This window comes from Martelella alba (assembly GCF_006516955.1).
Taxonomy (GTDB): Bacteria; Pseudomonadota; Alphaproteobacteria; order Rhizobiales; family Rhizobiaceae; genus Martelella; species Martelella alba.
This window is the reverse complement of sequence record NZ_VHLG01000021.1, coordinates 1-24,931: the sequence shown is the minus strand read 5'-3', so window position 1 is coordinate 24,931 and position 24,931 is coordinate 1. Positions and strand designations below refer to the sequence as shown.

Below are 24,931 nucleotides of genomic sequence, written 5' to 3'. Positions count from 1 at the left end.
ACTAGAGGCCGTCCAGACCTGCCGGGCCACCCGGCCGCCGGATCGGAGATGTCACGCTGCCGGAGGGTCCTCGTCAGCACTTTGCGGCATGGCTGTCAGCGGCAGGCTGAGAACCATGGTCGTCCCGGCCGCACTGCTTTGGCCGATGCCAAGGCTGCCGCCATGAATCTCGGCGATTGTCTTGCAGATCGAAAGCCCCATGCCGAGACCGTTATCCTTGGTGGAAAAGAACGGATCGAAAATCCTGTCCCGCACCGTCTCGGAAATGCCGGTTCCACTGTCTGTGACCAGGAGCCTGATGTCGGATCCGTGAATTTCCGACGAAATTGCCAGAACCCGGCGCCCGGACCTTGCCCGCATCGCGTCCAGCGCATTCGTCATCAGATTGAGGACAATCTGCTGGATCTGGATGGAATCGGCCAAAAGCCCGCCATCAGCGGCAAGCGTGCATGTGATCGTGACCCCTTCTGCCCTTTCATCGCGTTCGACAAGTGGCAGGACATGATTGACGATCGCACTCAGATCGACAAATTCGAGATTGGCGGGCGATTGCTTCGCCAGTGAGCGCAGGGCCATAATAATGCCACTTGCGCGCATGCCGGCCTGTTCGATCCTGGCGAAATTGCTGGCGGCCTTTTCAAGCTGCGGTGGCTGGTGCTGCAGCCAGCGCGTCCCTGAATTCGCATAGGTTACAATAGCCGACAGCGGCTGGTTGACCTCATGAACGATCGCGGCCGCCATGCTGCCGAGAACGGTGACATGCGCGTTACTGATCAGGTCGGCGCGCGCATGCATCTGTGCTGCCCTTTGCTGCGCCTGCGTGTCCGGTTTGCGCCTGTCATCGGACCCCGTAGCGAAAAGCGCGGAAAATTCCTGCTGGATCTGCTCGGATTTCGGTTGTGCACCCCATTGCCTGTAATGGTGCTGCGCCTGACGCAGGTGCAGGCGCGCGGCCGAAAAAAGGCCGGCCTCAAAGGACAGACGCCCGGCGCGCTCATGCGAAAACGCGATTTCATGCAGAAATCCGGCATTGCTGGCGGCTTGAATTGCCTGCTCATAGCAGCGCAGTGCATCGATCATCTCGCCATTGGCGCGGTGGGTTTCCGCATTCAGAAGGGCCTGTTTGCTGGCAAAGGTCAGTGGATTGCAGCGCGCAAGCTCTGCGATCTCCGCACGGTCTTCGCCAGGATCGCAGCCCAGCATAATCTGGCAGAGTGCGGCATGGAAAAGGAGATCGGCAATGTGAATATGGGCCGGAGTGGTCCAGGTCCATTTGCGGGCTTGCGCCAGGAAATGTGACGCCGGTTCCAGCTGGCCATGATGAAAGGCGGCAAGTCCTTCGAAAAGAGGCCCCCAGAAGCTGAGCGGAGACATTTCCGATCCAGTCCCGATTATCGCGGCGTCGCTGGCGACTTCTGTTGCGATGTCGGTGCCTGAGAGCTTTTCGACGAAACGCTGCTGCAATTCAAGGATCTTGATGACATCGTCAAAACCCACGCCACGCGCCAGTTCCAGTCCACGCTCGATTTCGCTGCTGACTGTCCTGAGCGGCGCGCCCATGGCCAGAAGGTCGGAAACCACATGGTTGGCGGCATAGCAGGCCATGCTGACATCGCCGCTGCGCTTGCCGTGATCATAAGCCTCCCTGGCGCGCATCAGCGCATAGGAAAGCGGTTTCAGCCAGACACTGACCTGATCCAGCGCTACCAGAGCCGATGTGCGATAGGCCTGAAATGAACGCGCCTTGGAAAGCGCAACGGCGGCTTCAGCCAGGCCGAGCGCCGTTTCATAGGCCGCATATTCGCCTGCAACGCAGACACCGCACCAGGCGAGGCCGTAGCAACTGGCTTCGCAGACGCCATAGCGCGCGGAAAGTTCCACGATCTTTGCGACATGCAGGCATTTCAGGCCATCATCGGAAAAGAACGAGGACTGCAGGGTCGCCAGCAGATCCATCGCAACGATGATCGTTTCGTCGGTCAGAAGGGGGGCATTTTCAAAGCCATCCGCCACGAGTGCGTCATAGGCGGCAATGGCGGCGCTGAACGCTGCAGAAATCTCCGGTTCCCCGGGCTTGCGCGACAGGTGGATATCGAGGCAAGCAAGGCCATCAAGGGCAAGTCTGATGGCCCGTTCATAGGCGCCTCTCAGGATCAGCACCCCGGCTTTCAGCCGCAGGGCGCGCGCCTGATCGAGGGGCGAGCGGGCGAGGGCTGCAAGTCTTTCGAGTGCGTCATCATGGATGGCCGCGCCCCTGATTTCCACCAATATGGCACAGCGCAGCAGTTCGAAAGTCCATTGCAAAGGCCCTTGCGGTTCACCCTTACCGAGAAGCGAAAGCCCCTTCTCGGCATAGCAAAGTGCCGTATCCAGGGAACCGGCCACCTTGACCACCTGCGCGGCCTTGAGCAGGACGGCAAGCATGGCATCGGCATGATCGCGCAATGCAGGACCGTCGGCGGCCTTGACGATATGGTCTGCCGCTGCAAGCTGCTGCGCGACGGACAGGGGTTCTGCCACGATCATGCTGCAGGCGATCATGGCATGAAGCCTGGCGCGCTGATCGGGCCCAAGCTCGCTTAGGATATGTTCGCGTAGCCCGTGGTGCTGAAACTGGACGGTTCCACCCTCCATTCGGACAAAGCCGTTCTGGATGGCCGGGAGAAGCAGGTCGTTAAGTTTCTGATCCGAGATCTGGCTTGCGGCTGCCAGCAGGCCTTGATCGCTCGAGGCGCCGATACAGGCGGCCATCTGCAGGATCTGTCGGGTCTCGTCCGGCAGTTGAGCAGAATGCCTGGAAATGAGGGTCTGAATGCCCCAGTCCTTCTGCGCGGAAAGAAGGCTGGTGAGATCGCTCCGTCTTTCCTGTAGGGCGAGATCCTGAAGGATGAGGCGAATGTGAAAGGGATTGCCACTGGCCACCGACTGAACAAGGCGCGCCACCGGCTTCAGCCCATCGCCAAAGCGCTGCGATGGCATCATGTCTTCCACCGCATTGGGCGCCAGGCTCAATAGGTCCAGCCGGGTGACGCGACTGGTTGCATGTTCCAGCATGGAACCGGGCTGGCTGCTAGAGATGCCCTGTCCGTCATCCGTGCGAATGGCGCTGATCAACAGGATATTCTTCATCCCGTCTGCAGCAAATGCGCGCAAAAACGTTGCCGATGCGGCATCAAGCCACTGAAGATCGTCAATGAAAATCACAAGCGGAGTAGCGGCAGAGGCCTTTGCATGAATGGCCTCGGTCAGGCGGGCGTTGAGTTGCGCCGGCGAATCCGACAGGCTCGCATCGGACGAAAGAGCCAATCCCTCCATTTCCCCTGGCAGGCAGATGCTCTCCAGAACCCTGAAGACCGGGCCGTAGGGAACATGGCTGGACATGTCCTCAGCCCTGGCGGCGGCAAAACGGGTCGTCACACCGGCGCCGGCAAAGGCCTTTACCAGTGCCGTTTTGCCGATACCCGCTGGACCACGGACCAGCACAACCTCGCCGTCGCCGGTCTGGCTTACACGTTCGAAAGCCTCCTGCAGCATGGCAAGTTCGGCTTCGCGCCCGAAAATCTGCCGGTCTCCAAAGAAGTAGGTCATCCCATTCCGGTCTGGTTGCATGAATAGACCTGAACAGACACCCGGTGTTGCACCGCGTCAACCAAATCCCTGCCGCGGCTGAAACTCTTGATGCCTATTGTACAAAAGACAAACATTTTCTTCAAAAAGTGCCAGATTGCCGACAAACTCATTTGCGCGGGGCGGAACAGCTGCCCCTCCGTCGTCATCTCCGTGCTCGTCACGGGGATCCAGGCTCTTCATGGCATTGGATTATAAGAGTCTTTTGCCGTGCAGATGCGCGGCGGATGGATATCTGTGTCAAGCACAGATATGACACCAGTGGGGGGAAAGCTTTGTCAACAGTCTGACATCTTCTTCAAAAATAGCGTCCGTCGCTTCTTACGAAAAACGGATCGCTCCGACCGGGCATGACCTCACACAGCATCAACCATGCCCAGCGTCTGTCTTGCGACAGCCGAGGCGCTGATTGCGGCCGGAAAGCCGCCATAGAAGGCGAGATGGGTGATGACTTCGCTCAGTTCCTGTTTTGACGCACCGTTTTCGACGGCGCGCCGAAGATGGGCGGCAAGTTCCTCCGGTCGGTTCAGCACAATCAGCGCCGCGACAGTGATCAGGCTGCGATCGTGTTTCGAGAGCCCTTCGCGCTCCCAGACCTTGCTGAACAACGGGTCATCAACGAAATCGGCCAGTGCCGGCGTGAAGCCGCGCGCCATGTCGCGGGGACGGATCGGTTCTGTCATAACAATGCTCCTGTCTTTGGTGCAGTGCAAAAGTACGGTCAGGCGCGGATGACCGGCAGCAGCGGTCTTCCGCGCCTTTTGCGTTGGTTCGGATCTGCGGCACGCCGCACGCGTCGGGGCTTGCGTCTGTTCAGCGCAGCCAGAAGGTCATGCTGCCATCGGCGGCCCGTTGCGCATTGACGACGTCATTGACGTCGATGCCACGTTCGTCCATGCGCAGCATCAGCGGTTCGTTGGCGCGAATGGCGGCCTGGACCTGCTGGACAGCCCCGGAAGAGAGCGGAAAGCCGTCAACATCGGCAAAGTCATCGTCATTATTGGTATCGGACAGGCTCTTGACGTTGAAGCTCTGATCGAAGGTCGCCAGCGTCTCATCGAGATGGGCTGGCCAGTTCATGGCGACGCCATCGGCGGCGTAGGATGCGCCGGCAAAGGACATGGTTGCAAAGGCCGAGGCAATAAGGATTTTCGAGATGCGGTTCATGATATTCTCCTGTGGGTCGATCGGGTTTGCCGCCCCGTTCTGCCGGACGGCCTCAACACTGGCCGCCTGTTGTGCGGCAGGGGAAAAATACGTTCCGCGGCGACGTTCGAATATCATACGGATGTGGATCGCGACCTGGACCTTGGTCTGTGCCGGTACATCCGGTTCAGGCATCAAGCCGGAGCGGTGGCCGGCGTCAGCCCGGTCGCTTATGACCTACATCTTTGTATAGCTTTGCCATGTGCCGTCGCCTGCTAGGCTCGGGCTTCACCCAAGTGTGGAGAGTATCATGACGAAGAAGCGCCCGGACGGTATCAAGGCCTATCACGAACCCGCAGGGGGCTGGGGGGCGCTGAAGGCGGTTGCCGCGACGCTTGCACGCCAGCAGGTGGAAGTGCAGGGAACCGCAACCCTTCTGAAGGCGAACCAGCCGGAAGGTTTTGATTGTCCGGGATGCGCCTGGCCGGACCCGAAACACACCTCGTCCTTCGAGTTCTGCGAAAATGGCGCCAAGGCGATTACCTGGGAATCGACGGCAAAGCGTGTAACGGCGGATTTCTTCGCCACCCACAAGGTCGCAGAGCTCTGGGAATGGAGCGACCATGAGCTCGAAAATCAGGGCCGCCTGACGCATCCGATGATTTACGATGCCGAAAGCGATCGCTATGAGCCGATCGAATGGGACGATGCCTTCGCCCTGATTGGCAAGGAACTGAATGCGCTGGAAAGCCCGCATCAGGCGGAGTTCTACACATCCGGGCGCGCGTCCAACGAGGCGGCCTTTCTGTTTCAGACCTTCGTGCGTGCCTTCGGCACCAATAATTTCCCCGACTGTTCCAATATGTGCCATGAGGCGACAAGCGTCGGCCTGCCGCAATCCATCGGTGTTGGCAAGGGAACCGTGACGCTTGAGGATTTCGACCAGGCGGATGCGATCTTCAGCTTCGGCCATAATCCCGGTACCAATCATCCCCGCATGATGACGACGCTGCATGAGGCCTCCCGACGGGGCGTGCCGATCGTGGTCTTCAACCCGTTCCGGGAGAGGGCGCTGGAGAAATTTGCCGCGCCGCAGAACCCGGTCGAGATGGCGACCTTCTCCTCGACCGCAATCGCGTCCTCCTATCATCAGGTGAAAACGGGTGGCGATCTCGCCGCGCTCAAGGGCATGATGAAGCTGATCTTCGAGCGCGATGATGCGGATTGCGCCAAGGGCGGGCCGGGCGTTCTCGACCATGATTTCATCGCTGGCCACACGACCGGCATTGATGTGCTGCGCGATGATATCGGGCGGACCAGCTGGGAGGATATTCTCAGCTATTCCGGCCTCACCCATCACGCGATCAGTTGCGCGGTTGATGTCTATCTCAACGCCAAAAACGTGATCCTGTGCTATGGCATGGGCCTCACCCAGCACGCGCATGGCACCTGCAACGTTCAGCAGGCGGCCAATCTGCTGATGCTGCGCGGCAATATCGGCCGGCCCGGCGCTGGAATTTGCCCGGTGCGCGGTCACTCCAATGTGCAGGGTGATCGCACGGTCGGCATCACCGAAATTCCCAATGGCAGCCTGCTCGATGGCATGGAGCGTGCCTTTGGTTTTCGGCCGACGGCGGAGAAGGGGCATAATGCCATTGAGGCGGTTGAGGCGATTGTCGATGGCCGCTCAAAAGCGCTGGTCTGTCTCGGCGGCAATCTTGCCGTGGCCATGTCCGATCCCGCTTTGACCTTTGCGGGCATGCGCAGGCTCGATCTTGCGGTCCACATCGCCACCAAACTCAATCGCTCGCATCTGCTGACGGCCAAGACCAATATCGTCCTGCCATGTCTCGGCCGCACCGATCTCGATACCCAGGCCAGCGGGCCGCAGGCGGTGACCGTGGAAGATTCCATGTCGATGGTCCACGCCTCGCGCGGTTTCCTCAATCCGCCTGGCCCGCGGCTGAAATCCGAACCGGCCATCCTTTCCGGCATCGCCGCGGCGACGTTGGGGGGGAAATACGGGATCGACTGGGCCGGGCTGGTTGCCGATTACGACCGCATTCGCGACAAGATCGAGATCGTCTTTCCTGATTTTCGGGATTTCAACCGCAAGATCCGCGTGCCGGGCGGCTTCCGCCTCCATGTTCCGGCCTCTAGGCGTGAGTGGCGCACCGAGACCGGCAAGGCCAATTTCCTTGTCGCCTCCGGTCTCGATGAGGATCCGCGTCTGAATGATCCCGAAACGCTGGTTCTGGCGACGATGCGCAGCCACGATCAGTACAATACGACGGTCTATGGGATGGATGATCGCTATCGCGGTGTCTTTGGCCGGCGTGATGTCATCTTCATCAGTGAGGCCGATCTGAAGGCGCGCGGTCTTGCCGATGGCGATCTGATCGACGTCGTTGCCATTGCTGATGGCGGGCCAGCGCGGGCGGTGCGCGGCTATACCGCCGTTGCCTATGATCTGCCGCAGGGTTCGGTTGGCGGCTATTATCCCGAAATGAACGCGATTGTGCCGCTCAGCCATTTTGACCGCCGGTCAGGCACACCGGCCTATAAGGGCGTGCCTGTTCAAATCATTCGCTCAGAAACCGTGTAATCGTGCCGATGGCATTGACGGCATATGGCAGGACGTTGGAAAGTCCGGCGTGATGGTTCGTTCTTCTCAGTCCAGCAAACGCCCCCCGGAACCGGTCGTCCATATCATTGATGACGATGCGTCGCTGCGCGAGTCGCTGGTCGATTTCTTTGCCGCGCTGGATATGCCGGCTGTTGCATTTGCAAACACTGCATCCTTTCTTGCCGCAGCGACGCCTGAGGCAGGCTGCATTCTGCTCGATATCCGCCTGCCGGGATTGAACGGACTTGAGCTGCAGGCGCATCTGAACGAACGGGGCCGGAAAATGCCGATCATCTTCATGACCGGCTTCGGCGATATCCCGATGACCGTTCAGGCGATGAAGGCCGGCGCGTCGGATTTTCTGACCAAGCCCTTCAGCGACAAGGATCTGCTGGAGGCGGTCCGTGTCGCATTTGCCCGGGATGCCGAACTGCGTGCGGCGGTCGCACAAAGCGAGGCCCATCACGAACGCTATCGCCATCTGACGCCACGGGAGCAGGAGGTCATGCGGCTGGTGGTGCAAGGCCTGATGAACAAGCAGATCGCCTATGAACTCGGGATTTCCGAAGTCACGGTCAAGCTGCATCGCGGCAATGTCATGCGCAAGATGGATGTCCGCTCGCTGGCGGATCTGGTGCGGATCGCCGAAGGTCTGGCGCTCGGCAAATAGGCAGGCTGTACACGCCTGGAGCAACCATTGGTGCAGATCGGCTAAACCCTCGTATAGTTATGACGGGCCGCTGGCGCGCCTAAACTTCACCACAGTGTTTCCCGGCCCATCCGGGCTGTCCTGGCGACCATCCCCTGCTGAAACCGGCCACGTTCTGCCGGTTGCAGACCGGCAGTCGCCACCTTCCTGAAAGGATATGTGGTGAAAATCTCGATACTTGAACAATCAGCCCTGTCAGAAAACAGTACGGCTGCAGATGCCATCCAGAATACCGTCTGGCTCGCCCGCGAAGCGGATTATCTCGGCTATGAGCGGTTCTGGCTTTCCGAACACCACAATATGAGCATCCTTCAGGGGTCATCGCCTGAGGTTCTGCTCGCGGCGGTCGGCGCAAAGACGGATCGGATCCGTCTTGGCTCGGGCGGTGTGATGCTGCCCAATTACAGCGCCTACAAGGTTGCTGAAAACTTCCGCGTTCTTGAAGCCCTGTTTCCCGGGCGGGTCGATTGCGGTGTCGGCCGGGCGAGCGGCGGTGATCCTCAGGCAACGCTCTTCCTCAATCCGCCAAAGGGGATCGATTTTCCAGATCAGGTCGCGCAGCTGGAGCGGTTCTTCCACGGCGGCTATCCCCAAACCACCGCCATGCCGGATGTCACCGGCGCGCCGCCTCTCTGGCTTCTCTCCGCCGGCGGCCATCCTGACAGCGGCCGGCTGGCCGCCGAAAGAGGAATGGGGTTGGCGATCGCGCTGTTCATCAATCCGGCAGCGACAGAAGCGGCGGTCCGACGCTATCGCGAGACTTTCCGCCCCTCGCCGGAATTTCCCGAGCCGCGCGTGCTCATCGCGCTGAATTGTGTCACCGCCGATACGACAGAAAAGCTTGCCGACATGAAGAAGGCGTCGGATTACTTTAGGCTCATGCGCGACAGCGGTAGCTATCCGAAGGTGGTTCCGGCCCCCGATGGCCTGAGGGCGCTTGCGTTTTCGGATCGACAGGCCGCCTATCTCGGCATGATCGCCAATCGCGAGGTGACAGGGCTGATCGATGACGTTGCTGCCGGGATCCGTGCGCGCGCGGCGGCCTATGACGCCGATGAGGTCATGATCACCATGATGACCTTTGATATCGAGGACAAGGTCCGCGCCTTTCACCAGATTGCCGATCGGCTTGTGGCGTAGACCATGAACAAGACACTCACACTTTCCATTCTCGACATTGGCCCGATCCGTTCCAACCAGTCCGCCTCCGACTGCTTCAGTTCCATGCTCGAACTGGCCAGGCTCGGCGACGCCCTCGGCTATCATCGCTACTGGCTGGCCGAGCACCACAATGTCGCTGCGGTTGCTGCCAGCCAGACGGCAAGCTTCGCGCCGGTTGTCGGGGCATCGACGCAGCGGATCCGGATCGGAGGCTGCGTATTGCTGGCGCATTATCCGCCCTTTCTGGTTGCCGAACAGATGGGGCTCGTCGAAGCCTGCTTTCCCGGCCGGGTCGATCTCGGCATCGGACGGTCAACCGGCACGGACTGGGCGACAGGGTCGCTGTTGCGCGGTGGCACTGAAATGAAATCCGAAGAGGCCTATCTCGGCGATCTTGCCAGCCTGATCGCAATGAACAGGCCGGACGGTCTGAAGGTGATGGAGGGCGGCCGTGAACTGTCCTTCAAAGCTGTCGTCTCGGCCAGCAGCGCTGCGGATGTCTGGATCCTGGGAACATCATCCTATTCGGCCGCCGTGGCCGCAGAACTGGGATTGCCCTACGCCTTCGGCTATCATATCCGCGCGGAAGGCGCCAAAGAGGCGATCGGGCTCTATCGGGAACGCTTCAGGCCGAGTCCCTATCTGGCGGCGCCGAAGGTCCTTGTTTCCGTGATCGTGGTGGTCGGCAGCAGTGACGCGGAGGCTGAGCGTCTGGCAAGGCCGCAGCTCTTTTTCATGTCCGCATTCCGATCCGGAGAGCCGGTTCAGCCGCAAATGCTGGCGGAAGATGCCGATCGGCGCGCATTCCCGGACCGCTATTCAGAACTGGTGCGCATGTTCAAGCGCTCGTGGATCATCGGCTCACCGGATCGCGTTGCTGACGGCATTGCCCGCCTGGCGCAGGCGCTCGACGTCTCCGAGATCATGATCAATCCCGTGGCCGCGGCCTTTGCTGATCAGGACGTGCGGCGCGCGCCCAATCGCGAATTCACGATCAGCACGCTTGCTGAGCATTTTCCGCAATCAGCATAGGCGCTTCCCGGCTGGAACGGGAGATAAAGGCTGCCCGAAATGTCATTTCGGGCAGCCTCTTGTTGCGCCCGGAAAGCTGGGCGGAATGACTGGTCGCGCTGGCTATTGTTCAGGGGCCACCCTTCGATGCGGCATCGTCGAGCTGCCGCCGGACGGCGATTTCCTGCAGATCGAGATCCTCTTCAATATGCTCCATGATACTGTCGGAGATCTGACCACGGCGATACAGTCTCAGCATTTCCCTGCGCCCCGCGCTGATCGCCGCAAGCCGGGCCTGGACTTGTCCGTCGCCGGGAGCGGCGGTTCTGGCTGCAGACAGCTTTGCGGCATAAGCGGCGAAGGCCTTGCGCTGTTTCGCGGCAATCTTCCGGCGCACCAGCGCTTCTTCTCTGCCGAGTTCGGATTTGCTTTGCCGGGAGATGGAAGGAAACAGGCTGATCAGCAGCGGCAGTGTTGTTGCCTGCACCAGCACCGTCACCAGGATCACGCCGAAAGCCGATGCCAGAACGAGATTTCGGCCGGGAAAGGTCAGCGGCAGGGACAGCGCTGCGGTGAGCGTCACCACGCCGCGCATGCCGGCCCAGCTGACAATGATGGTCATCGGCAGCGAAGGGCGCTCTTTCGAAGAAACGCCGAACCGCTGGAGAACGGAAAGGCAGAGGTCTGACCCGACAAGCCAGACAAAACGGGCCCCTATAACGCTCAGCACCACGCCGGCGACCGGCAGGGCCAGGCGGTGAAGCCCGTCAGCGACGCTGGCAAAACCGGTCAGCGCCTGCCGAAGTGCCAGACCGATCAGCACGAAGAGCAGCGATTCCAGCAGAAAGACGAGCACCCGCCAGAAGGCCTCGGCGCGCATGCGGGTTGGAGCCGAATAGATTTCGTGCTGCTGCCAGCCCAGCATCAATCCGGTGGTGACCGTTGCCAGAACGCCCGAAAAACCCAGCCGGTCCGACAGCATGTAGGAGACGGTCGCCAGAAGCAGTGTGCCGGTGACAATAAGCTCGCTATTGCCGAAACGCCGGAGCAGGTTCAGCGCGATCCAGCCGAAACCAAAGCCGAAGGCGATGCCGCCAATCGCGATATGGAGAAAGGAGCCAATCGCCTCGGGCAGGCTGAAGGTTCCACTGATGGCTGAGGTGAGGGCGAAGTGAAACAGGACCAGACCGCTGGCATCATTGATCAGGCTCTCGCCGGTCAGGACGGTTGAGACCCGGTTGGGAAGATTGAGCCGATCCAGCACGGCCTTGACGGCGACGGCATCGGGCGGCGAAACGACGGCACCCAGGGTGAAGGCCGTGGACCAGGGCAGATCCGGCCTTATCCAGTGAACGACGCAGGCCGTCGACAGCGTTGTGAAGACGACGGCGCCGACGGCAAGCGAGGTAATGGCGGCGAAATACTGTTTGAAATCCAGCCAGACCGTCTGATAGGCGCTGCTGAGAAGGAGCGGCGGCAGAAAAACCACCATCACCAGATCGGGATCAAAGGTCACGACGGGCAGCGTCGGAATGAAGGCCAGCGCCAGGCCGCCGAGGATCAGCGCGGCGGCTGCAGGCAGGCGGAAATAGCGGGCAACCAGCACCAGAGCGAGGACGGCCATCAACAGGACAACCAGAACCTCGTAATCCTGTTCGATGGACATGAAACGGGCCTTGCTGTCGACGGAGGAGGAAGGGGCGGGCGGCCTTTCAGGGGCCGCAGGCCTCATGGTCGATCGTCAGGACGATCTTGCCGAAACCGTGTCCGGTCTCCATCGCCTGATGGGCTCTGGCGGCCTGATCGAGCGGGAAGCTCTGCCAGATGACGGGTTTGAGACGCCCATCGGCAAACATCGGCAGGCCGTTTTCGGCAAAGCGGCGTACCATTGCGCGCTTTTCCTCCATGCTTCTCGATTTCATCACCGTGCCGATAATGCGCAGGTGATTGTGGAGCAGCAGGGCCAGCGGAATTTCGGCCGTGTCCTCACCACTGAGCAGCCCGACCTGAACCAGCCGTCCGCCGGGGCGAAGACTGCGAAGATTGCGACTGAGATAGTCGCCACCGACGAAATCGATGATCACATCGACGCCCAGACCACCCGTCAGCGCATGAAGGCCTGCCACGAAATCCTCGGTCCGGTAATCGAAGACCGCCTCTGCGCCGAGTGCCATCACCTGCTGTCGCCGGTCCTGCGACGCCGTAGCGAACACCCGCGTGCCGAGCGCATGGGCGATCTGGACGGCCGCCGAGCCAATACCGCCGGCGGCGGCATGAATGAGGACCGAACAGCCGGGGCTAAGTTCGCCCAGATGGACGAGCGCCTCCCAGGCGGTGACGAAGGATTCCATCACGGCTGCGGCTTCAATGAAGCCGAAACCGTCAGGGATCGCGACCGCCATGCCACGATCGACCCGTGCATACTGGGCATAGGCACCGCCGCCGACGATCGCCATGATCCGGGCGCCCGGCATCATATCCGTCACGTTATTTCCGGTCATCAAAACCTCTCCTGCAACTTCCAGCCCCATCAGCGGGCTTTCGCCATAGGTCTGTCCGCCGTAATAGCCCTGACGCTGAAGCAGATCGGCCCGGTTGACGCCAAGCGCTTTCACCTTCACCAGCAGGTCATCCGGACGGATTTCCGGTTCGGGGACGTCAGCAAGGCGGAGAACATCCGCCCCGCCAAACTGATCGAACGTGATCGCCTTCACTTTGCTGATGCCTTTGCCCGGGCCTTGCGGGCGATGCTTTCGGCAAAGAGCGGTGTTTCGCGATGGTTATGGTCGCCGCTGGCGGCCTGACGGGCAGCCGCCGCCTCTTCGAAGGTCTGGCCATGGGCTTCGATGAAGGTCATGAAAACATCGGTCGGATGGCTGGTGACGCGATTGGTGTAGCGCGTGCGGTTGCCGTCAATGGCCTCGGCGATCAGTTCCCAAACCACATTGACCTGCGTGCGTTCGCCGGTGGGGGTGAACACGTCGGAGATGGAATTCATCCGGCAATAGGAGGGTGTGGCCTCTTCGGCAACATAATGCTGGATCACCAGTCCGGTTCCGATTTTCTCGACATTGATCGACATCCGGCGCCCGTCATCGGTGAAGGTTGCGCCGCAGGAGATGTGATCGGGCGGGCAGCAGCGCTGATATTCCGCTTCCGGCAGGTTGAAGAGCCAGTCGGCGATATCGATCTGATCGAGGGGAATGTCGAGGTCGTGCGAATAGGCTGAAAATGACAGCTGCTTGTCGGTGAGAGCTTTCATGGTTTTGTCCTTTCCTGGGGGATGGCCGAGCGGCATGCCGGTTGGTTCCGGCGACATCTCATCTCGCTTGCCTTTGATTGGTGGCGCCCGCTCTGTTGTTCGGGCTGTGCTGAGACTGACACCGGAAAGGAGTGGTCTCAATCATACCTGAAGCATCCAGACCTATGCTTTGGTTTGGGATGCGCTGAGGTGAAAGCCACCGCCGGGAAGACATCGAAAAAGGGGATGAACGCGCGCGCGCCAAAGGCCGTGATCACGCCATTGGCGGCTCACGGGCTAAAATCCGGTCAGCCGTGCTCTAGGCTTCGATAGCCTTTTCAATACAGTTGATCAGAACCGCCAGATCGACGGGCTTGCCAAGAAAGGCGAGCGCGCCGCCCTCGAGCGCTGCGGTTCGCGTGCGATCATCGTGGTAGGAGGTCATGAAGATCATCGGCGGACGATCGCGCTCCTGATTGAGGCGGCTTTGCAGTTCAAGCCCGCTCAGACCGGGCATCTTGACGTCAACCACCATGCAATCGACCGCAGCGCGTGGCTGGAAGCCGAGAAAGGCTTCTGCCGATGCGAAGAGGCAGCTTTCATAGCCGAGTGATTTCACCAGATCATCCAGAGCTTCCCGGATGGCCAGATCATCATCGACGATTGCGATGAGCGCAGACTGGGTCACGATAGTGCGACTTTCATGCCGTGCGCGCCGGGATCATACGGCGCGTATTGCTGTTGGTTTTGACGTTTGGGGATAGACCCCGTGATTTGTCTGTTCGGCGTTGCGGACCAGCTCGGCGACGGATTTGACCTGCATTTTCCGCATGACATTGCCGCGGTGCAGCTTGACCGTGATTTCACTGATTCCAAGTTCAAAGGCGATCTGCTTGTTCATCAGGCCCTGTACGACCCGTTCCATGACCTCGCGTTCGCGTGGTGTCAGCGTTTCGAAACGGCTGTTGACCGCCTGATGGCGGTCCCGTTCGCGGCGGCTGGCAGCGTCGCGTTCTACCGCGGCCAGGGCAGCATCCAGAATATCCTGATCACGGAACGGTTTTGCCAGAAAGTCGACCGCGCCGGCCTTCATCGCCCGCACACTCATGGAAATATCGCCATAGCCCGTCATGAAAATAATCGGATGAGTACTGCCTTCCTGCGCCAGCTGCGACTGGAAGTCCAGACCGCTGACGCCGGGGAGCCTGACATCAAGAACGATACAGCCCGGCTGTGACAGATCAGCCTCGGCGAGAAAGGCATCCGGACTGGCAAAGGCCTGCGCGGCAATCTGGACGGATTGGAAAAGGTCGACCAGTGATTCACGCATGGAAAGGTCATCATCGACAATATAGACGACGGGGCCCCCGGTTTTCGGCTGCGCATTCTTTCGTTCACGCACTGGCTGTCTCCTTCGGCAACGTGATTTCGAACAGAGCGCCGCCGTCCGGATGATTGTGTCCGGTGATGGTGCCCCCCCTTGCTTCGATCGTGCTCCGGCAGATCGAAAGACCTATCCCCATGCCATCCTGTCTGGTCGTGAAGAAAGGCGTAAACAGGTTCTGTAGCGCGTCTGCGCTCAGTCCGTGCCCTGTATCGTGCAGCGTAATCGAGATGGTGTCGCGCCCGGCATCTGCATGGAGCGATATCGCCAGAGCCCGGCGATCCGGTGATGCAGCCTTGATGGCCTGGATGGCATTGGAAATCAGATTGATCAGCACCTGCTGGATTTCCAGGCGGCCGCTGCTGATGACCGGTATGGCCGTATCATGTGTGAATTCCACCGTGATCGCTTCCCGCTGGAGATCATATTTCATCAATGTCAGCGTATCATCGATAAGCCTGGTCAGGTCGAGAGCCTGGGTTTCGCCGGGTTGCGAAAACAGCATCGACCGCGTGTTCCTGAGAATATTGCTTGTGCGCTGGCTGTCCCGTGCAATCCGCTCGGCGGAGCGTCGGGCCGCTTCCATGTCCGGCGGGTCGCGATCGAGCCAGCGCAGCAAGGTCTGGGAATTGACGGCAATGGCGCCGAGCGGCTGGTTGAGTTCATGGGCGAGCGAGGCGGAGAGCGCGCCGACTGTTGCCGCACGCGAGGCACGGGCCAGTTCTTCCTGGGCCTTGGCCAGCGCGTGTCTGGCCTGTTCGCGCTGGGTGATATCGACCATGCTGACGATTACCCGGTCATAGGTGACCTGTTCTTCGGGAAAGCTGATGCTCAGAAGAACGATCTTCGGCTCCCCGGCATCATTCAGGACTTCTGCATTGTCTTCGAAATAGCTGGCGCCATTCATGATTGCCTGCAGCAGCGACACAAAGGTTTCGCTGTTGAGCGGAATGAAATCCCGCATGGTGGCATTTGAGGCACGGGTGGCCGACGAGCCAAGAAGGTCGATCGCCGCTTCATTGGCGGCGACGATCTTGATCATGCCGATGCAGCGATCGACGAATTGGGGATCCTGTCTGGCAACGGTGCGGACATCGCCGAAACCTCGGGCTTTCAGGTCCATCAGATAGCTGCGGAGTTTCGAATAGTCGCGTTCCCACAGCGCCACGCGGGTGCGTTCGAAGATGGAACGATAGCGCCCCTCGCTCAGTCTGAGGGCGGCATTCGTTTCGAGCAGTGCGGATCTGGCGCGGTCATTGCGCAGCAGCAGTGTGGTCGTCAGCCCGAGGGCCACCAATGCGACCCCGAGGCGCAGAAATGTCTGCAAGCTCGGATCGCTGGCATGGGTGAGAAAGAAAGAGACGAGCGAGAGAACCAGAAAGATGACAGCAAAGCGGATAAGGCCAGTGCGGCTGACGGCCTGGGAGGCGAGAAGAAGCGCAATGGCATAAAGAACGGCGATCGCGCCCTCGATATCAGTGAAGGTGTCGACGGTGAAAATTACCGCTGCGACCAGCACCGTTGAGGTGGCAAACAGGCGTGCGTGGCGACTTGCCTGTTGCTGTGCCAATGTCCACTCCAATCGCTGCATCATCAATGATTTCGCCTTTCCGGTTCAAGCGTATCGTTTCCGGCAGGCTGGCGGACCTATACAATGGTCTAGTCACACGCCTCACGCTGCGCTGAAGGGTATCACTCAGCCGTTTTGCATTTGTGCAGGAAGGCCGCCTTTCCGAGGGGAAAAGAAAGGCGGCCTTCGCGCAAATTGCGGATCCGTCCTGATCCAGAGGGAGGGGAACCCGGATCAGGGCAACGTTTCCCGCGATCACCCCGTCGGCGGCACGATCGGGGCAACAGCGACAAGACTACAGATTTTCCGGCAAGATGCGCCCTATACGTGGGTTTAGGCACGCTGGACATGGGTCTTGGCCGGGTGCGGTTGCGGGCTGCCCGGCGCTAAACGAGGAGATCAAGTCTCGACAATGTGAGCCTGCACTGCCGGCAAAGCGGTTCGTTCCTGCCGCCGCGATAATAACTCAGGGCGATGACAGCGCCGTAGAGCGCCCAGGCCTTGCCGCGCAACCAGTCTCCGTCACCTGCTTCCAGGCAGTCTCTGAATTGATGCCGGGCTGATGGGCTGACCCAGGACCATGCCGCCGCATAGTCGGCTGCAGGGTCGCCGACGGCGGAAAGCCCCCAGTCGATCACGGCGGAAAGCCTGCCATCAAGGGCGAGAAGGTTATCGGCCTTCAGATCTCCGTGCAGCCAGACGGGCCGACCGCGATGGGGTTCCGCCAGTGCCGTGTCCCAGAGACGCCGCGCCGCGCCTGTATCGATTTCATCGGCAAGGATGGCGATTGCGGCAAGCGTGCGCTCTGATATTTCGGCCAGTGGGACACCGCGCGACATGTTGGCTGTGCCGGACCTCGGTGCACCGGTGGTTGCCTTTTGATGCAGCGAGTTCAGAAAAGCTGCCAGCACCACCGCTGCCGCATCGGCATCCGCAATGTTTTCCGGCGTGGCAGGTGTGCCGTCAATCCAGTCGAATATCCCGAAGGGGCAGTCCATGCCCAGATCCGCATGCCCCCGGTATCGCAATGTCGGTGTCGCAAGGGGCAGGTCGCCGAGATGTGGAAGCCAGTCGAGTTCCTTGGCGATCAGCGGGATGGCCGCCGCCCGGCGCGGAATGCGCAGAACAAGGGTTTGGCCGATACGGTAAAGAGCGTTGTCAGTCCCGGTTGTGTTGATCCGCTGCACCGGTCTACCCGCCCATAGCGGCGTATGCCTGCCAAGCAGGTCATGAATCAGTGCATCGGTTACGGCAAGGTCATCCTCATGCATCATGCCGACCTTAAAGCAGATCAGTATTGCTGCAATATGACCCGATCAGCGCTTCAGCCCGAGAATTCGGCGATTGCCACAAAACATTACGATTGTCCAAACCACGCGCCTTTTTGACAATCGCCAGTTCGCGCTCCGGGCTAGCTTTCCACCTGTCAGTCCACCCCCGGTGGGCCCGCCGCCATTCAAAGGAGACGCAGGTGAACAACGCAACGCAGTTTTTCCTCTCACGCCGGCAGGTGCTGATTGCCAGTGCATCTGCTTCGGCCGTTGCGGCTTTGCCGACATTTGCGATGGCGCAGGCGCCTCAGACCCAAACAGCCCAGAACAAACCCGAAGGAGCGAGCCAGATGGCCCAGAGCTTTATTACGACCAAAGACGGCGTTGAGATTTTCTACAAGGATTGGGGGTCGAAGGATGCCCAGCCGATCATGTTCCACCATGGCTGGCCGCTTTCAAGCGATGACTGGGATGCGCAGATGATGTTCTTCGTCAACAAGGGCTTCCGCGTTGTCGCTCATGACCGCCGTGGCCATGGTCGCTCGGCACAGGTGAGTGACGGTCACGATATGGCGCATTATGCCGCCGATGCCGCAGCCGTCACGGAAGCGCTTGATCTGAAGAATGCCGTTCATATCGGCCATTCGACGGGCGGCGGCGAAGCGCTTGCCTATGTGGCTCGCTACGGTCAGCCGCAGGGCCGCGTTGCCGGCCTCGTCATGGTGGCGGCCGTGCCGCCGATCATGGTCAAGACTGAAAGCAATCCCGGCGGCACGCCGATCGAAGTCTTCGATGACTTTCGCAAGCAGTTGGCGGCGAACCGGGCGCAGTTCTTCCTCGATGTCGCTTCCGGCCCGTTTTATGGCTTCAACCGGCCCGATGCGAAGGTCTATCCGGGCGTGATCAACAATTGGTGGCGTCAGGGCATGAATGGCAGCATCAAGGCCCATTACGAGGGCATCAAGGCCTTTTCGGAGACCGACCAGACAGCCGATCTGAAGGCCATCACCGTGCCAACGCTGATCCTGCAGGGCGATGACGACCAGATCGTGCCCTACAAGGATGCCTCCGAGCTCCAGGCAAAGCTGGTGCCGGGCTCGACACTGAAGATCTATCCGGGCTTCCCGCACGGCATGCTGACAACCCATGCCGAGGTGCTCAATCCTGACATTCTGGCCTTCATTCAGGGCTGAGCGTGCAGACCTTCTTCCATGGCGAGGCATTCCCGTCATGGAAGAGGGGCCCAACGCCCCAACCGCTTCTGACGGAGTTATTCCATGTCCCGGTCTTCAATCGCATCGGTACTGAGCTTCAATGGCGGCTATGTCGACACGATGGGCTTTGTCGCCCTGAACGGGCTTTTCACCGCCCATGTCACCGGCAATTTCGTGACGTTGGGCGCCACGCTCGCAAACGGAACCGGTGGCGTGCTGGACAAGCTTTTGGCGTTGCCCGTCTTCTGTGTCACCGTGCTGGCGGCGCGGGCTTTCGGCGGCTGGCTGAGCCTTCGGAAATATCAGGCCATTCCGGTGTTTCTGTGGTGCAAATTCGGATTGTTCATGATCGCTGCGATCCTTGCAGTCACCCTGCCATTGCATGATCGCGCGGGCGACGCATCCGTGCCGCTGGGCATGGTTCTGGTGGTGGCGATGGCGATCCAGAATGCACTACATCGCACGCATCTTTCCGACCAGCCGCCGACGACGCTTCTGACCGGAACAACCACGCAGATCATGCTGGATTTTTCCGACGTCCTCTTCGGCGACAGAACGAAGGGCCGATCCGCCTATCCGCATGTGCTGCCGCTGATCCGGGCGCTCGTGCTGTTCGGCGCCGGATGTGCGGTTGCCGCGCTGGCATTCCGGGTGTCGCACCGGTTCTGCTTCTTCATTCCGCCGCTCACCATTGCCGCAGCCTTGATGCTCAGCCGGCGTGAAAAGAGGCCCGTTGCGCAAAAGGCCCTCCCGGCCGCCGAAGCCGATGACTTGGTCGATGAGGCTCTGCGGGAGAGCTTTCCCGCCAGTGATCCGCCCGCAAGCGGGCATTTTGAATAAATCTCAACAAGGAGACAGAAAGATGGATAGCAATACCGCCGCACGCCGCAGCGCATCGCTTCACACGCCGTCGGGGCTTGGTGGCGAGGCTGCAAAGGATATCACTGCCGGCGCAAACACGCTGCTGGCCGATATTTTTGCCGTGTTTCTCAAAACCAAGAATTTTCACTGGCACATGTCCGGCGCCAGTTTCCGCGACTGGCATCTGATGCTCGATGACCACGCCGATGAACTGCTGACCATGACCGATCCGCTTGCCGAGCGGGTGCGCAAGCTTGGCGGCCTGACGCTGACCTCGATCGGCGATATCGCCGCAAAGCAGCGGATCGCCGACAATGATGCCGAATTCGTCCATCCGCATGAAATGCTGGCGGAGCTGCGTTCTGACAACGCCGATCTGGCCGCCCGCATGCGCGCGCTTCATGGCGTTTGCGACGAACATGGTGATGTCGCCACGGCGAGCCTTCTGGAAAATTGGCTCGACGAGACCGAAAAACGTGTTTGGTTCCTGTTCGAAATCCTGCGTTCCACCAACGCGTGACACGGCCTCATTGCCGGATGGATGCGTGCCCCTCCGCATCTGTCCGGCTTTTTTGCTCTGGCGGGGATTTGCGGAAAGGATGTCTTGATGTTGATGTCGAATGAAGAGTTGAGCGATCCGTGGAACCGCGAAGGCCAGACTTTTCCCAAGCTCCCGGAAGCGATGATCGACCGGCTTTACAATTACGGCCGTGAGGAGCGGTTCGACAGCGAGACGATGCTGTTCAGACGCGGCGACCGCTCGATTGACTTCTTTGTCGTTCTCGAGGGACAGATCAACATCACCTATGACGACGCGACCAAGGGGCCGGACCTGCTTTACAGCTACCAGCGCGGGCAGTTCACCGGAGAACAGAACCTCTTTAACGGTCGCAAAATCCTGCTGAGCGCGGCGGCGGCTGAGAAGACGTGCGTGCTACGCATCAAAAACGCGGATTTTCGCGCCTTCCTTGCCGGGGAGCCGGATATTGCCGAAATCATCATGCGTGCCTTCATTCTCCGTCGCGTCGGCTTCATCCGCCACAAACGGGGTGGTGTTGTTCTGCTCGGTCCGTCAAACAGTGGAAAATTGCTTGAGATGCAGCGTTTTCTGACGCGCAATGCCTATCCGGTCGAGGTGATCGACACGCAGACGGGCGCCGCAGCCAGGCCGTTGATGGCGACCCTTGGCCTGGATGAGGATCAACTGCCGGCTATTGTCGAGCCCGGCGGCAATGTTCTGGTCCGCCCGGATATCATGACACTGGCCGATCAGCTCGGCATTGCCGAGGCACCGGCTGTCGAGACCGTCTATGATGTCGCGGTGGTTGGCGCCGGGCCATCAGGCCTGGCGACTGCCGTCTATGCGACGTCAGAAGGTTTGCGGACCGTGGTTCTGGAGACACTGGCGCCGGGCGGGCAGGCGGGAACGTCGTCAAAGATCGAGAATTATCTCGGTTTTCCAACCGGCGTCTCCGGCATGGCACTTGCAGGCCGCGCCCATATTCAAGCGCAGAAGTTCGGCGCCCTGCTCTGCGTATCACGCAGCGTCGTCGCGCTTGACTGCGAGGCGAGCCCTTTTCGCCTCACGCTGGAGGACGGTCAGGCCGTGCAGGCCCGCGCGGTTGTCATCGCGACGGGCGCGCGCTATCGCAGGCTGGATGTACCGGACTATGACCGGTTCGAAGGGCAGGGCATTCACTATGCGGCCACGGCCATGGAAGCGCAGATCTGCCGGGAACAGGACGTCGTCGTCGTGGGCGGCGGAAATTCTGCCGGGCAGGCGGCCATCTATCTTTCATCGACGGCAAGGCATGTCCATATGCTCCTGCGTAGTGGCCTGTCGCGTACCATGTCTGACTATCTCGTGCAGCGTATTGAGAGCTCGCCGCGCATCTCGACCTATGAGAAAAGCGAGATCGAAGCGCTGCGCGGCCGCGATGTCCTTCAGGGCGTGAGCTGGCGCGGCGGGCTGAGCCGCCGTCAGATCCATCTGTCAACCGGCAATATCTTCGTGATGATCGGTGCCCGGCCGAATACGGACTGGCTTCAGGGCTGCATTGATCTCGACGAGCGTGGCTTCGTTAAAACTGGGGAGACACCGGCAGACGGCCTGCCGGCACTTCCCTTTGCGGCGTCACGTTCGGGTATTTTCGCCATCGGCGATGTCAGAAGCGGCTCGATCAAGCGCGTCGCCTCGGCCGTTGGCGAGGGGTCGGTGGTTGTCAGTTCGGTTCATCAATATCTGGCCAAGGCCTGAGCTTCAGTCCCGGTTCGGCCTTTCCATTGCAGTGCTCGCTTTGCTGGCCGTGGTGCGAACCACGGCTTTTCTCCGTGGCGCCCGTAGACCTATACGCGGGTATAGGATCGGACAGACGAATGTCTGACACTGACGAACACGAGTGCAATTCAGCCGGCCGCTACTCTCGGCCACCATCGGAGCATCGAATTTGCCGATCAACCATCTCCGAGGAATTGACCATGACTTATCCCGATACCCTGCTGACGCCGCTTGTTACAGGTGAGGCAATCTTTGCCGATCCCGCTTCCACAGGCGTTGCCAAGCTTGTCGATCAGGCGCTGCTGCTGAACGGAAACGATCGCGGCAAGGCTCTGACCTGCCTGAACCAGGCGCAGCAAATCATGGCGAAAAGCCCGGATGAGGAGGCTGACACAAAGCCAGCTGAGCCATCGGTGGCTGTTGCTGCAAGGGGCGGCCTCGCGCCGTGGCAGGTCTCCAAGGTCAGGCGTCATATCGAGGAAAATATCGACGAAACGATTACGCTCGTGAATCTGGCCAGCCTGCTGGGCTTGAGCGTCAGCTATTTCTCGGCCGTCTTCAAGGTTAGCTTTGGCGTTTCACCGCATGCCTTCATTATTGCCCGCCGGGTCGAAAAGGCGAAAAAGAGCATCGCCCTGACAGACGCGCCGCTCTCTGAAATCGCGCTTGACTGCGGGCTTTCCGATCAGGCCCATCTGTCCCGGATTTTCCGGCGCCACACCGGTGTCACGCCGACAGCCTGGCGGCGCGCATCCGCTGGCAAGGGGGCGGGCCGCCTGTTCCAGATGAGCGCCGGTATGTGACGGCGCGCTTTCAAGGATCCTGTCCGATGGCAAAGAATGACAAGACGTTTCCGTTGCGGGATGGCCTGGAAAGCCTGCCCGAGCCGCTCGACCTGCAGCGCATCCTTCCCGCTGACCTGTTTGAACGGCCAAAGAAGATAAAACTGACAATCCCCGCGCCTTTGGGAACCGTTCTTTTCACGGGGAGCGGGAAGGAACAGTTGAAGTGATTTGAAAAGGCGGGTCGCCACGGAGAATGATGGTCTCCGGGCGGCCAGCGGCCTGTCGTTGATCTGGAACAGCCTTTCTGTGCGATCGCGCCGGACCGGCTCATTTCCCGGTGTCATCGATGACAATGGTTTCGGGGCGATCACCGCCCTCGGCATATTCACGGTGCCAGGTACCGTCTTCCGTCTCATAGAGAATATGCGCGTCCCTGCCGCCAGCGCGTTGCCTTGCCGCGGCCTGGCGTGCTGCGGCAAGTGCGGCCTTATGGGTTGGAAATGTCTCGGACCAGGCATCCTCCAGCCGATAGGCGTAGCCGTCATTATGCAGGCCGACATGATAGATAACGGACATCAGCATCTCCTTGTTGCTTGCGCGCGGGTTTCTCCGCATCGCATTCATGCCGGACATTGCAGCCCGACAGGCCCGCTGATGTCTTGTCGAAACCGATTGTGCGGTCCCCGCATCCCGCTCTAGGACAAGGGTGACCGGACTGAGCCGGGGCCTTTATGCCCTGCTGCCGACGTTTCGCCCGGGTGCAGGCACAATGGCAGATCGAACCAGCTTTTCGGTTCAGTTGTTGCGCCGCCACAGGCCCGGTGTGGCGCCAATTGCTCTGGTAAAGACGCGTGTGAAGTGGCTTTGATCGGAAAAGCCGCAGGCTATGGCGATTTCGGAAAGTGAAAGTGACGATGAGCGCAAGAGTTCGCGGGCCCGCGAGACGCGCGCGTTCAGCAGCCACTGATAGGGTGTCATGCCGGTTGTCTCGCGGAAGGCATGGATGAAGTAGCCGCGCGACAGATTGCAGGCGCGCGCGACTTCGAGAACCGAAATGTCGCCATGCAGATTCTCGCTCAGAAGGTTCTTTGCCAGGACCTCGTGTGCCCGGGACAGTTTTCTGTCGGGGGCTGCTTTGCGCGCCGCGCCGCCGTAACGCTGGACGATATGCGTGCCGATGGTTGTGGCCAGCTGATCGACAAACAGCCTGCTGCTCTCGCCTGGATTCTCGATGGCTGGCGCCATGGCCTTGACCAGGCTGGCAAGGACGGTATCGGTTTCCGCTGTCTTGAGCTGAAGCTCGCTCACGGTGGCGAGATCGCTCTCCTCAGCGATATTTTGCAGTGCGGCGGGCGAGATCTCCAGAAGCAGGAAATCAAACGGGCCGGCGAGATCCGCCTTGTAGGGATCGGCCAGATTGCGGATGTAGAATGCATCTTGCGGAAAGACGAAGCTGGCAGCGTGATGGGCATGAAAGATCCGCCGCCTGTGACCGCCGGCCATGGATACCCCGATGGCAAAACCGCGGTTGCTCGCATCGGTCGCGACCTGGCTGAGGTGCTCATCTTCGGCGCTCTTGCGGAAGAAGCTGATATTGCCACCATGAAGGCTCTGGCTTGTGGAGAGTTTGCTGAACGGGCAGCCGAAAGCATCAATGGCCTTGTCCTTCTGCGGCGCAATGCCTGAAACCACATTCTGGGGCATTTTTTCTTCCTCGACGGGTGACGGCAGAAATGGAGGCGTCGTGTCTTTGGCGATTTGGCAGGCAGCTCAAGGTCATTGCCGGGAGCAAGACCCAGGCAGCCTATCTGCAAAATGAGTACATCTCGAACAGCCAACGGACAAGCGGTCTGGACGGGCATGCCAGAAGCCGGCGACTATGACAGGAAACACGAGTTGTTTGCTCCGGTCAATTCGCCGGGGTGTTGATGAGCATCTCGGCCAGCTTGAGAGAGCACCGCAAAGTGTGGGGCAACTACGCTGTCATTCTGTTTTCTTTGCCGGGCTTCATACCCGGATACCAGTGCTCGAATTTCGCGCGCAACGT

At 60.2% G+C, this 24,931-nt stretch carries 22 protein-coding genes; 10 read left to right on the top strand and 12 right to left on the bottom strand.

Translation table 11 applies throughout. The features are described 5' to 3' along the window. Positions 1–51: 51 nt before the first annotated feature. The 3 genes from FJU08_RS21260 to FJU08_RS21250 form a co-directional block, all read right to left on the bottom strand. Complete coding sequence (locus tag FJU08_RS21260) at positions 52–3,588, bottom strand: trifunctional serine/threonine-protein kinase/ATP-binding protein/sensor histidine kinase (RefSeq protein WP_181409978.1); 3,537 nt, start codon at positions 3,586–3,588, stop codon at positions 52–54. Positions 3,589–3,983: 395 nt separating this feature from the next. Next, positions 3,984–4,310 (bottom strand): carboxymuconolactone decarboxylase family protein, encoded by a 327-nt coding sequence (locus FJU08_RS21255; RefSeq protein WP_141151066.1) that lies wholly within the window; start codon positions 4,308–4,310, stop codon positions 3,984–3,986. A 130-nt stretch (positions 4,311–4,440) separates the two neighbouring features. Then, the gene (locus FJU08_RS21250) at positions 4,441–4,794 is read right to left on the bottom strand and encodes a hypothetical protein (protein WP_141151065.1); all 354 of its coding nucleotides are present in this window, start codon (positions 4,792–4,794) and stop codon (positions 4,441–4,443) included. Between the two features lie 289 nt (positions 4,795–5,083). Between FJU08_RS21250 and FJU08_RS21245 the strand changes: the two genes are divergently transcribed. The 4 genes from FJU08_RS21245 (at position 5,084) to FJU08_RS21230 (ending at position 10,301) form a co-directional block, all read left to right on the top strand. After that, on the top strand, positions 5,084–7,378 hold the full coding sequence (locus FJU08_RS21245) for an FdhF/YdeP family oxidoreductase (protein WP_141151064.1): 2,295 nt from the start codon (positions 5,084–5,086) through the stop codon (positions 7,376–7,378). A 52-nt stretch (positions 7,379–7,430) separates the two neighbouring features. Further along, a complete protein-coding gene (locus tag FJU08_RS21240) occupies positions 7,431–8,069 on the top strand; it encodes a response regulator transcription factor (RefSeq protein WP_141151063.1) in 639 nt (212 codons plus the stop codon). 201 nt (positions 8,070–8,270) lie between these two features. Beyond that, complete coding sequence (locus FJU08_RS21235) at positions 8,271–9,248, top strand: MsnO8 family LLM class oxidoreductase (RefSeq protein ID WP_181409977.1); 978 nt, start codon at positions 8,271–8,273, stop codon at positions 9,246–9,248. A gap of 3 nt (positions 9,249–9,251) precedes the next feature. Beyond that, entirely contained in the window at positions 9,252–10,301 is a 1,050-nt protein-coding gene (locus tag FJU08_RS21230) for an MsnO8 family LLM class oxidoreductase (protein ID WP_141151061.1), read from the top strand. A 109-nt stretch (positions 10,302–10,410) separates the two neighbouring features. On the opposite strand, the gene FJU08_RS21225 is transcribed toward FJU08_RS21230, so the two are convergent. From FJU08_RS21225 to FJU08_RS21195, 7 genes are all read right to left on the bottom strand, one after another. After that, on the bottom strand, positions 10,411–11,946 hold the full coding sequence (locus tag FJU08_RS21225; RefSeq protein WP_235890912.1) for a cation:proton antiporter: 1,536 nt from the start codon (positions 11,944–11,946) through the stop codon (positions 10,411–10,413). A gap of 46 nt (positions 11,947–11,992) precedes the next feature. After that, positions 11,993–12,994: an NAD(P)H-quinone oxidoreductase gene (locus tag FJU08_RS21220; RefSeq protein WP_141151060.1), complete on the bottom strand. Its 1,002-nt coding sequence runs from the start codon at positions 12,992–12,994 to the stop codon at positions 11,993–11,995. After that, positions 12,991–13,542 carry a hypothetical protein gene (locus FJU08_RS21215; protein ID WP_141151059.1) on the bottom strand — a complete coding sequence of 184 codons (552 nt, stop codon included), beginning with the start codon at positions 13,540–13,542 and terminating at the stop codon, positions 12,991–12,993. Before FJU08_RS21215 ends, FJU08_RS21220 begins: the two co-directional genes overlap by 4 nt. A 298-nt stretch (positions 13,543–13,840) precedes the next feature. Beyond that, positions 13,841–14,209 (bottom strand): response regulator transcription factor, encoded by a 369-nt coding sequence (locus FJU08_RS21210; RefSeq protein WP_141151058.1) that lies wholly within the window; start codon positions 14,207–14,209, stop codon positions 13,841–13,843. Between the two features lie 33 nt (positions 14,210–14,242). After that, a complete protein-coding gene (locus tag FJU08_RS21205; RefSeq protein ID WP_268932149.1) occupies positions 14,243–14,923 on the bottom strand; it encodes a response regulator transcription factor in 681 nt (226 codons plus the stop codon). Then, entirely contained in the window at positions 14,916–16,499 is a 1,584-nt protein-coding gene (locus tag FJU08_RS21200) for a PAS domain-containing sensor histidine kinase (protein WP_235890911.1), read from the bottom strand. The genes FJU08_RS21205 and FJU08_RS21200 overlap by 8 nt, the downstream gene beginning before the upstream one ends. A 362-nt stretch (positions 16,500–16,861) precedes the next feature. Beyond that, positions 16,862–17,746, bottom strand: coding sequence for an aminoglycoside phosphotransferase family protein (locus tag FJU08_RS21195; RefSeq protein WP_181409976.1), 885 nt, complete (start codon positions 17,744–17,746; stop codon positions 16,862–16,864). A gap of 350 nt (positions 17,747–18,096) precedes the next feature. On the opposite strand from FJU08_RS21195, the gene FJU08_RS21190 reads away from it, so the two are divergent. The 6 genes from FJU08_RS21190 (at position 18,097) to FJU08_RS21165 (ending at position 23,111) form a co-directional block, all read left to right on the top strand. Then, entirely contained in the window at positions 18,097–18,939 is an 843-nt protein-coding gene (locus tag FJU08_RS21190; RefSeq protein WP_235890914.1) for an alpha/beta fold hydrolase, read from the top strand. Positions 18,940–19,023: 84 nt separating this feature from the next. Continuing rightward, a complete protein-coding gene (locus tag FJU08_RS21185; protein ID WP_141151055.1) occupies positions 19,024–19,800 on the top strand; it encodes a YoaK family protein in 777 nt (258 codons plus the stop codon). Positions 19,801–19,822: 22 nt separating this feature from the next. Continuing rightward, a complete protein-coding gene (locus tag FJU08_RS21180) occupies positions 19,823–20,341 on the top strand; it encodes a Dps family protein (protein ID WP_141151054.1) in 519 nt (172 codons plus the stop codon). A gap of 87 nt (positions 20,342–20,428) precedes the next feature. Beyond that, complete coding sequence (locus FJU08_RS21175; protein WP_141151053.1) at positions 20,429–22,078, top strand: FAD-dependent oxidoreductase; 1,650 nt, start codon at positions 20,429–20,431, stop codon at positions 22,076–22,078. Positions 22,079–22,299: 221 nt separating this feature from the next. Further along, entirely contained in the window at positions 22,300–22,902 is a 603-nt protein-coding gene (locus FJU08_RS21170; protein WP_141151052.1) for a helix-turn-helix domain-containing protein, read from the top strand. A gap of 26 nt (positions 22,903–22,928) precedes the next feature. Further along, positions 22,929–23,111: a hypothetical protein gene (locus tag FJU08_RS21165; RefSeq protein WP_141151051.1), complete on the top strand. Its 183-nt coding sequence runs from the start codon at positions 22,929–22,931 to the stop codon at positions 23,109–23,111. 100 nt (positions 23,112–23,211) lie between these two features. Here FJU08_RS21165 and FJU08_RS21160 read toward each other — a convergent pair whose 3' ends face one another. Then, on the bottom strand, positions 23,212–23,460 hold the full coding sequence (locus FJU08_RS21160) for a DUF2188 domain-containing protein (protein ID WP_141151050.1): 249 nt from the start codon (positions 23,458–23,460) through the stop codon (positions 23,212–23,214). A gap of 219 nt (positions 23,461–23,679) precedes the next feature. Beyond that, entirely contained in the window at positions 23,680–24,588 is a 909-nt protein-coding gene (locus FJU08_RS21155) for a helix-turn-helix domain-containing protein (protein ID WP_141151049.1), read from the bottom strand. Between the last annotated feature and the right edge of the window lie 343 nt (positions 24,589–24,931).

Excerpts from the sequence above, each read along its gene's own strand:
- FJU08_RS21230 (WP_141151061.1), top strand. The coding sequence starts at position 9,252 with ATGAACAAGACACTCACACTTTCCATTCTCGACATTGGCCCGATCCGT.
- FJU08_RS21195 (WP_181409976.1), bottom strand. The coding sequence starts at position 17,746 with ATGCATGAGGATGACCTTGCCGTAACCGATGCACTGATTCATGACCTG.
- FJU08_RS21215 (WP_141151059.1), bottom strand. The coding sequence starts at position 13,542 with ATGAAAGCTCTCACCGACAAGCAGCTGTCATTTTCAGCCTATTCGCAC.
- FJU08_RS21250 (WP_141151065.1), bottom strand. The coding sequence starts at position 4,794 with ATGAACCGCATCTCGAAAATCCTTATTGCCTCGGCCTTTGCAACCATG.
- FJU08_RS21185 (WP_141151055.1), top strand. The coding sequence starts at position 19,024 with ATGTCCCGGTCTTCAATCGCATCGGTACTGAGCTTCAATGGCGGCTAT.
- FJU08_RS21240 (WP_141151063.1), top strand. The coding sequence starts at position 7,431 with ATGGTTCGTTCTTCTCAGTCCAGCAAACGCCCCCCGGAACCGGTCGTC.
- FJU08_RS21245 (WP_141151064.1), top strand. The coding sequence starts at position 5,084 with ATGACGAAGAAGCGCCCGGACGGTATCAAGGCCTATCACGAACCCGCA.
- FJU08_RS21160 (WP_141151050.1), bottom strand. The coding sequence starts at position 23,460 with ATGTCCGTTATCTATCATGTCGGCCTGCATAATGACGGCTACGCCTAT.
- FJU08_RS21180 (WP_141151054.1), top strand. The coding sequence starts at position 19,823 with ATGGATAGCAATACCGCCGCACGCCGCAGCGCATCGCTTCACACGCCG.
- FJU08_RS21190 (WP_235890914.1), top strand. The coding sequence starts at position 18,097 with ATGGCCCAGAGCTTTATTACGACCAAAGACGGCGTTGAGATTTTCTAC.
- FJU08_RS21155 (WP_141151049.1), bottom strand. The coding sequence starts at position 24,588 with ATGCCCCAGAATGTGGTTTCAGGCATTGCGCCGCAGAAGGACAAGGCC.
- FJU08_RS21200 (WP_235890911.1), bottom strand. The coding sequence starts at position 16,499 with ATGATGCAGCGATTGGAGTGGACATTGGCACAGCAACAGGCAAGTCGC.
- FJU08_RS21175 (WP_141151053.1), top strand. The coding sequence starts at position 20,429 with ATGTTGATGTCGAATGAAGAGTTGAGCGATCCGTGGAACCGCGAAGGC.
- FJU08_RS21165 (WP_141151051.1), top strand. The coding sequence starts at position 22,929 with ATGGCAAAGAATGACAAGACGTTTCCGTTGCGGGATGGCCTGGAAAGC.
- FJU08_RS21260 (WP_181409978.1), bottom strand. The coding sequence starts at position 3,588 with ATGACCTACTTCTTTGGAGACCGGCAGATTTTCGGGCGCGAAGCCGAA.
- FJU08_RS21170 (WP_141151052.1), top strand. The coding sequence starts at position 22,300 with ATGACTTATCCCGATACCCTGCTGACGCCGCTTGTTACAGGTGAGGCA.
- FJU08_RS21225 (WP_235890912.1), bottom strand. The coding sequence starts at position 11,946 with ATGTCCATCGAACAGGATTACGAGGTTCTGGTTGTCCTGTTGATGGCC.
- FJU08_RS21255 (WP_141151066.1), bottom strand. The coding sequence starts at position 4,310 with ATGACAGAACCGATCCGTCCCCGCGACATGGCGCGCGGCTTCACGCCG.